This is a genomic window from Streptomyces shenzhenensis (genome assembly GCF_021462265.1).
GTDB classification, from domain to species: domain Bacteria; phylum Actinomycetota; class Actinomycetes; order Streptomycetales; family Streptomycetaceae; genus Streptomyces; species Streptomyces shenzhenensis.
This window is the reverse complement of sequence record NZ_JAJONF010000001.1, coordinates 542,292-548,478: the sequence shown is the minus strand read 5'-3', so window position 1 is coordinate 548,478 and position 6,187 is coordinate 542,292. Positions and strand designations below refer to the sequence as shown.

Here is a 6,187-nt window from a genome sequence, read left to right as displayed (position 1 = left end):
GTGTTCCAAACTCTATCAGCGTTTTTCCGTCCCTCTGACCACCGCCCCGCAGACACGCGGAAGGCGATCCCGAGTTGGGATCTGACAAGTTTGGGTGCTGCCCGGTGGCGACGCCTTGCGCACCGCCTCACCTCAAGCAGGGGTACGACTGTACACGGAGCCTCGGAGGCCTTGCAAATCCAATAGAGTGGTGGTCTAGACCACTAGCTGGTAGCTTCCATGCGGAACCGCTACTTCGTTTGACATACCCTGCTGCTCAGCGCCGTCCGGGAAGGCAGTGACGGCCCGTACGCAGCCCCACCTCCGGGAGGCTTCCCATGACCACCGTGACGTCCCCGCTCGCAGGACGTGCCATCGGACTGGCCGCAGTGCCGGACCCGGTCTTCGCCGGGGCCATGGTCGGCCCGGGTACCGCCATCGACCCTGTGCGTGAGCCTTGCACGGTGGTGGCACCAGTGGACGGAGTCGTCGTCTCTCTGCACCCGCACGCGTTCGTCGTGGTCGACGACAGCGGCCACGGCGTACTCACTCACCTCGGTATCGACACGGTGCAGCTCAATGGGCAGGGTTTCGAGTTGCTCGTCAACAAGGGCGACACCGTGAGCCGCGGGCAGCCCATGGTGCGCTGGAACCCGGCCGGGGTCGAGGCCGCCGGCAAGTCGCCGGTGTGCCCTGTCGTGGCCCTGGAGGCCACGGCCGACCTGCTCTCCGGCATCCGTGAAGACGGTGACGTGAAGGCCGGCGACACCCTCTTCGTCTGGAACTGATTCGTCCCGGACCGACGACCCCGCCGCCGTGCCGTTGTACGACGGAGCAGGCGGCGACCATGACAACCACCGCGGCGGCGGGACCCGCCGCACTATCGGAGACGGGTGAGATGGAGACAACGCTGCGAGGCGTCGGCGTGAGCCACGGTGTGGCGATCGGCGAGGTTCGGCACATGGGAACAGCGGTGCTGGAGCCGCCTGCCAAGCAGATCCCCGCCGAAGAGGCGGAGCGGGAGCAGGGGCGGGCCAGGCAGGCCGTGGACGCCGTGGCCGCCGACCTGACGGCGCGCGGCAACCTGGCGGGCGGCGAGGCCCAGGCGGTGCTTGAGGCGCAGGCCATGATGGCGCAGGACCCCGAGCTGATGTCCGACGTGGACCGGCGGATCGCCGTCGGCAGCACCGCCGAACGTGCCGTGTACGACGCGTTCGCCGCGTACCGCGAGCTGCTGGCCGGAGCGGGCGAGTACCTCGCCGGCCGGGTGGCCGACCTGGACGATGTGCGGAATCGTATCGTCGCCAGGCTGCTGGGCGTTCCCATGCCGGGTGTCCCGGACAGTGACGAGCCGTACGTGTTGGTCGCGCGGGATCTGGCGCCGGCGGACACGGCGCTGCTCGACCCGGCTCTGGTGCTCGGTTTCGTGACCGAGGAGGGCGGGCCGACGAGCCACAGCGCGATCCTGGCGCGAGCGCTCGGTGTGCCGGCCGTGGTGGCGCTGCCGGGTGCCGGGGAGCTCGCCGAGGGCACCGTGGTCGCCGTCGACGGCAGCACCGGTGACATCTTCGTGAACCCGAGTGCGGAGAGGAAGGCGGCGCTGCAGGCGGCGTCCGCCCAGCGGAAGGCGGCGCTTGCTGCCTCGAGCGGCCCGGGTGCGACCGCGGACGGGCACAAGGTGCCGTTGCTGGCCAACGTGGGCGGCCCCGCGGATGTGCCGGCCGCGGTGGAGGCCGGTGCCGAGGGCATCGGTCTGTTCCGCACCGAGTTCCTGTTCCTGGACGACAGCAAGCGTGCTCCTTCCGAGGAGAAGCAGGTCGAGGCCTACCGTCAGGTGCTGGAGGCGTTCCCGGAGGGCCGGGTCGTCGTGCGGGTGCTGGACGCGGGTGCGGACAAACCGCTGGAATTCCTGACGCCGGCTGACGAGCCGAACCCCGCGCTTGGCGTGCGCGGTCTGCGGACGCTGCTCGACCACCCCGAGGTGCTGCGCACCCAGCTGACGGCGTTGGCGAAGGCGGTCGAAGGGCTGCCCGTCCACCTTGAGGTCATGGCTCCGATGGTGGCGGACCGCACCGATGCGAAGGCGTTCGCGGACGCCTGCCGGGAGGCGGGGCTGCGGGCCAAGTTCGGCGCGATGGTGGAGATCCCGTCGGCCGCGTTGCGGGCGCGCTCGATCCTCCAGGAGGTCGAGTTCCTGTCGCTGGGGACGAACGACCTGGCGCAGTACACGTTCGCAGCGGACCGTCAGGTGGGTGCGGTGTCCCGGCTGCAGGATCCGTGGCAGCCCGCGCTGCTGGACCTGGTCGCGCTGTCGGCGGAGGCGGCGCAGGCCGAGGGCAAGAGCTGTGGCGTGTGTGGTGAGGCCGCGTCGGATCCGCTGCTGGCCTGTGTGCTGACGGGTCTGGGTGTCACCTCCCTGTCCATGGGTGCGGCGTCGATACCTTATGTCCGGGCGATGCTGGCCAAGTACACGCTGGCCCAGTGCGAGCGGGCGGCGGCGGCCGCGCGTGCCACGGACAGTGCGGAGGAGGCCCGCGTGGCGGCGCAGGCGGTGCTGTCCGGCGAATAGCCGGCCGCTGCCGTGATCGGCTGTCTTTCCAGGGGCGCTCCACCCGCGGGTGGGGCGCCCCTGGTGGTTTCAGTGGTGGTGACCCGGTGCCGCCTCCTGGTCGCCGAGGTCGGGCGGTGCGCAGTAGTCGACGTCCGATTCCGGTGAGATGAGGTCTCCCGATTCGATGTCGGTGCAGTACGCGTCGAAGACCTCGCCGGCGGTGAGGGGGACGAGGTTGTTGCCGCGCAGTCGCCAGCCGTAGACGCGGTCGGGGGTGGCGGGGGCACTGGTGCGCATGACGAGTCCGCCGGGGCTGTTGGTGGCGAGGCCGAGGGCGAGGACGCTGGTGAATTCGAGGGCTTCGGCCTCGTCGAGGTGGGTGGTGCCCTCGCCGTTCTGGTCGGCGTGCAGGACGGTGACGAGGGTTTCGGGTGGTCCGGAGACGCTGCACACGAGGTGCCGGTTGCCCTCCGGGGCGGTGTCCAGGATGCGGGTCAGGAGGTGGGAGGCACGGGTGAAGGCGGCGCGTCCGATGTCCTCGCCGCAGGTGGGGCAGGGGCCGAGGCGGGCGAGGAGGGTGCTGGCGTACTCCCAGGTGGCCTGGCGTACCGCCTCGTCGACGAGGGCGGGGACGAGGTCGGCGAGGGGGCGGCCGTCGTAGGGGACGGTGGCGCCGGTGGCCGCGAGGCGGGCGGTGAAGCGGGTGCGGCTGGCCGGGTTGTCCGGGTCGAGCCCGGTGGATGTGCAGAACTCGGCGTATTCCTCGGGGTCGAACAGGGCGAGTGTGGTGTGGGTGCCCTCGGCGGCGCGGGTCCTGAGGAGGGCTTCGATCTGACCGAGGTAGGTGAGGTGGTCGTCGAAGGTGAAGGTGCGGTAGCGCCGCATGGCGCGGAAGTCGTGTTCGTCGGTCAGCAGGCCGATGGTGCCCGCGATTTCGCGGCGCAGGACGCGTCGCATGGTCCGGTGGTCGGTGTGCGCCATGGTTCCCCCTGTGTGCGCTCGGTCAATGCTCACTCACAGTAACCGGCGCCACTGACAATGCTCTGCGCGGAAGCCTGTCGCGGACCTGGCGGTGCTGAATTACGCAGGTCAGGGCGATGAAGGTGCCGAACGCTGCCCAGCCGAGCGGTCCGGTGGCGATGGCGGCGGTGACGGCGAGTGGGCCGATGCTGCGCTGGGCGGACTGGGCGAGCCCGTGGACCCCGAGGTAGGCGCCCTGGGCGGTGCCGGGTGCGAGGGCGACCGAGAGCTCCCAGGAGACGGTGGCGTGGAGCATCTCGGCGACGGTGAAGGCGGCGGCCGCGGCGGTGAGCAGGAGGCCGGCCGTGAGGGTTCCGCCGGCGGCGGAGAGTGCCATGGTGATGCCGCCGAGGGCGAACGCGGCGGAGAGCGGGACGAGGAGCCGGCGGGCGGCTTGGCTGGTGGTGCCGAAGCGGGCCAGGGGGACTTGGAGTGCCACCACCATCACGTTGTTGAGGACGAGCAGCAGCGGTGCCAGGCCGTGCGGTATGTGGTCGCTGTGGGCGATCCAGAGCGGCAGGCCGACCTTGAAGACCGCGTCGTCGAGGAAGAGGACGGTGTCGGTGGCGACGTACGCCAGGTAGCCGCGGTCGCGCCAGGGGCCGGCCGGTCTCGCGGTCTTCGGCTCGCTCTTCCGGTCGGCCACGACCCGGGAGGGCGACGGGGGTTCGCCGCAGCGCAGGGTGAGGAGTGCGGCCGCGACGAAGGAGAGACCGTCGCCCGCCAGGAGCCAGCGGTAGGCCGTGGTGGTGCCCAGGGCCAGGGCCGCGGCCGCGGCGAGGCCGCCGAGGGCCCAGCCCGCGTTGGCGATGGTGCGGTTGAGGGCCTGGTAGCGGACGCGGTCGGGTCCGGCGACGCGGGTGGCGTAGAGCTTGGTGAGGACGTTGGCCGCGCGGTCGCCGAGAGCGCCGACGGCGGAGACGGCGAGCAGCAGGGTGTAGTCGTCGGTGGTGAGCAGGGCGAAGGAGGCGAGGGCGCGCAGGAGTTGGAGTGCGATCAGCAGGCGGGTGAGGGGCAGTCGGTCGGCGATACGGCCGCCCAGTGGGGCTCCGGCGATGCCGATGGCGCCCGATACGGCGGCGAGGGTGCCGACCTCGGCGAGGGAGAGGCCGGAGACGTAGGTGAAGTACAGGACCGAGACCGAGGCCCACAGACCGCTGCCGACGCGGTCGACCAGGGCGACGGCGAGCATTCCGCGTCCGTCGCGGCCTCCGGGTACACGTCCGAGCCGTGTGGTCGCTCCTGGCTTGGTCTTCACTGCTCCCCCTTGCCGTCAATTATGTATTGATACATACTTGCCAACGTGGTAATACAATATGGGATCACCGGTACGACGGCCAAGGGGATTGCCGCGTCCGTGGAACGGGGCGTCACGGAGGGCGCGTTGGCGCCGGAGGCGGCGCTGCCGCCGGTGCGGCGGCTCGCGGACGAGCTGGGGGTGAGTCCGGGGACGGTCGCCACGGCGTACAAGGAGCTGCGGCGGCGCGGGATCGTCGTCACGCGCGGGCGGGGCGGCACCGTGGTGGCGCCGGTTCCGGCGGTGGCGTCCCGGCGGCCGCCCAGGGTGCCCGAAGGGCTCCGGGATCTGGCCGGCGGGCATCCCGATCCCGCGCTGCTGCCCGGCCTGGTGCCGCCCTCGCGGCTCTCCGCCGGTGTCCGGTCGCACCGTTCGGCGCCGCGGCTCGCGCGGCTGGAGGAGGCCGTACGCGGCTGGCTGGGCCCGGACGGCGTGCCGGTGGAGCACGTGACGTTCGCGCACGGCGCGCTGGATCTGATCGGCCGGCTGCTGTCCGTGGAGTTGCGCCCCGGTGACGCCGTGGCCGTGGAAGATCCCGGGTACCACCACCTGCTCGACCTCGTCCCGGCGTTGGGGCTGCGGACCGTGCCGGTCGCGGTGGACGACGAGGGGATGCGTCCGGACGCCCTGCGCACGGCGCTGCGCGCGGGTGTACGTGCCGTGGTGTGCAGTCCCAGGGCGCAGAACCCGTACGGCGGCTGCTTCTCGGCGGCCCGCAGGGACGACCTCGCCGGGCTGCTGCGGGAGGAACCCGACGTCCTGGTGGTCGAGGACGATCACGCCTCCTGGGTGACCGACACCCCGCTGCGTTCGCTGGCCGTCACGGGACTCGCGCGCTGGGTGCATGTGCGCTCGGTGAGCAAGTTCCTGGGCACCGACCTGAGATGGGCGGCGGCCGCATGCGATCCGGTCACGCTGGCCCGGCACGACGGGCTGCTGCTCCTGACCTCGGGCTGGGTCAGCCACCTGTTGCAGGAGACGGTGTACGGCCTGATGACGGACGTGGACACGCGCGCGTTGATGGCACGCGCGCGTGCGGCCTACGTTCTGCGCCGCGAGACGCTGGCCGGGGAACTGGCCCGGAACGGGATCGCCTCGCACGGGGCGAGCGGGATGAACCTGTGGGTGCCCGTGCGGGACGAGTCGGCCGTGGTCAATGGTCTGCGGTCGTACGGCTGGTGGGTGGCGGCGGGGGCGCGTTTCCGGTTGTCGGCCGGGCCGGGGGTGCGGATCACGACCGCCGGGCTGGAGCCGGCCGACGCGGCGCGGCTGGCCTCGGACTTCGCCGCCGTCCTGGGCGAGTCCGAGGCCACCTACGGCGGGTGAGCGCGGCCCTCGGG

The 6,187-nt window shown here is 71.8% G+C and carries 5 protein-coding genes; 3 read left to right on the top strand and 2 right to left on the bottom strand.

Annotation, left to right across the window (positions count from 1 at the left end; translation table 11 throughout):
- The first annotated feature begins 317 nt into the window (after window positions 1-317).
- Both LQ326_RS02550 and ptsP read left to right on the top strand, forming a co-directional pair.
- Window positions 318-767 carry a PTS sugar transporter subunit IIA gene (locus LQ326_RS02550; protein ID WP_234531873.1) on the top strand — a complete coding sequence of 150 codons (450 nt, stop codon included), beginning with the start codon at window positions 318-320 and terminating at the stop codon, window positions 765-767.
- A 110-nt stretch (window positions 768-877) separates the two neighbouring features.
- The gene (gene ptsP / locus LQ326_RS02545) at window positions 878-2,548 is read left to right on the top strand and encodes a phosphoenolpyruvate--protein phosphotransferase (protein ID WP_234531931.1); all 1,671 of its coding nucleotides are present in this window, start codon (window positions 878-880) and stop codon (window positions 2,546-2,548) included.
- Between the two features lie 69 nt (window positions 2,549-2,617).
- Here ptsP and LQ326_RS02540 read toward each other — a convergent pair whose 3' ends face one another.
- Together LQ326_RS02540 and LQ326_RS02535 are read right to left on the bottom strand one after the other, a co-directional pair.
- Window positions 2,618-3,511: a DUF8829 domain-containing protein gene (locus tag LQ326_RS02540; protein WP_234531871.1), complete on the bottom strand. Its 894-nt coding sequence runs from the start codon at window positions 3,509-3,511 to the stop codon at window positions 2,618-2,620.
- Between the two features lie 22 nt (window positions 3,512-3,533).
- Window positions 3,534-4,742, bottom strand: a complete 1,209-nt coding sequence (locus tag LQ326_RS02535; protein ID WP_234531869.1) for an MFS transporter — start codon at window positions 4,740-4,742, stop codon at window positions 3,534-3,536.
- A 111-nt stretch (window positions 4,743-4,853) separates the two neighbouring features.
- Here LQ326_RS02535 and LQ326_RS02530 point away from each other — a divergent pair, with 111 nt between their 5' ends.
- The gene (locus LQ326_RS02530; protein ID WP_234531867.1) at window positions 4,854-6,173 is read left to right on the top strand and encodes an aminotransferase class I/II-fold pyridoxal phosphate-dependent enzyme; all 1,320 of its coding nucleotides are present in this window, start codon (window positions 4,854-4,856) and stop codon (window positions 6,171-6,173) included.
- Window positions 6,174-6,187: the final 14 nt, after the last annotated feature.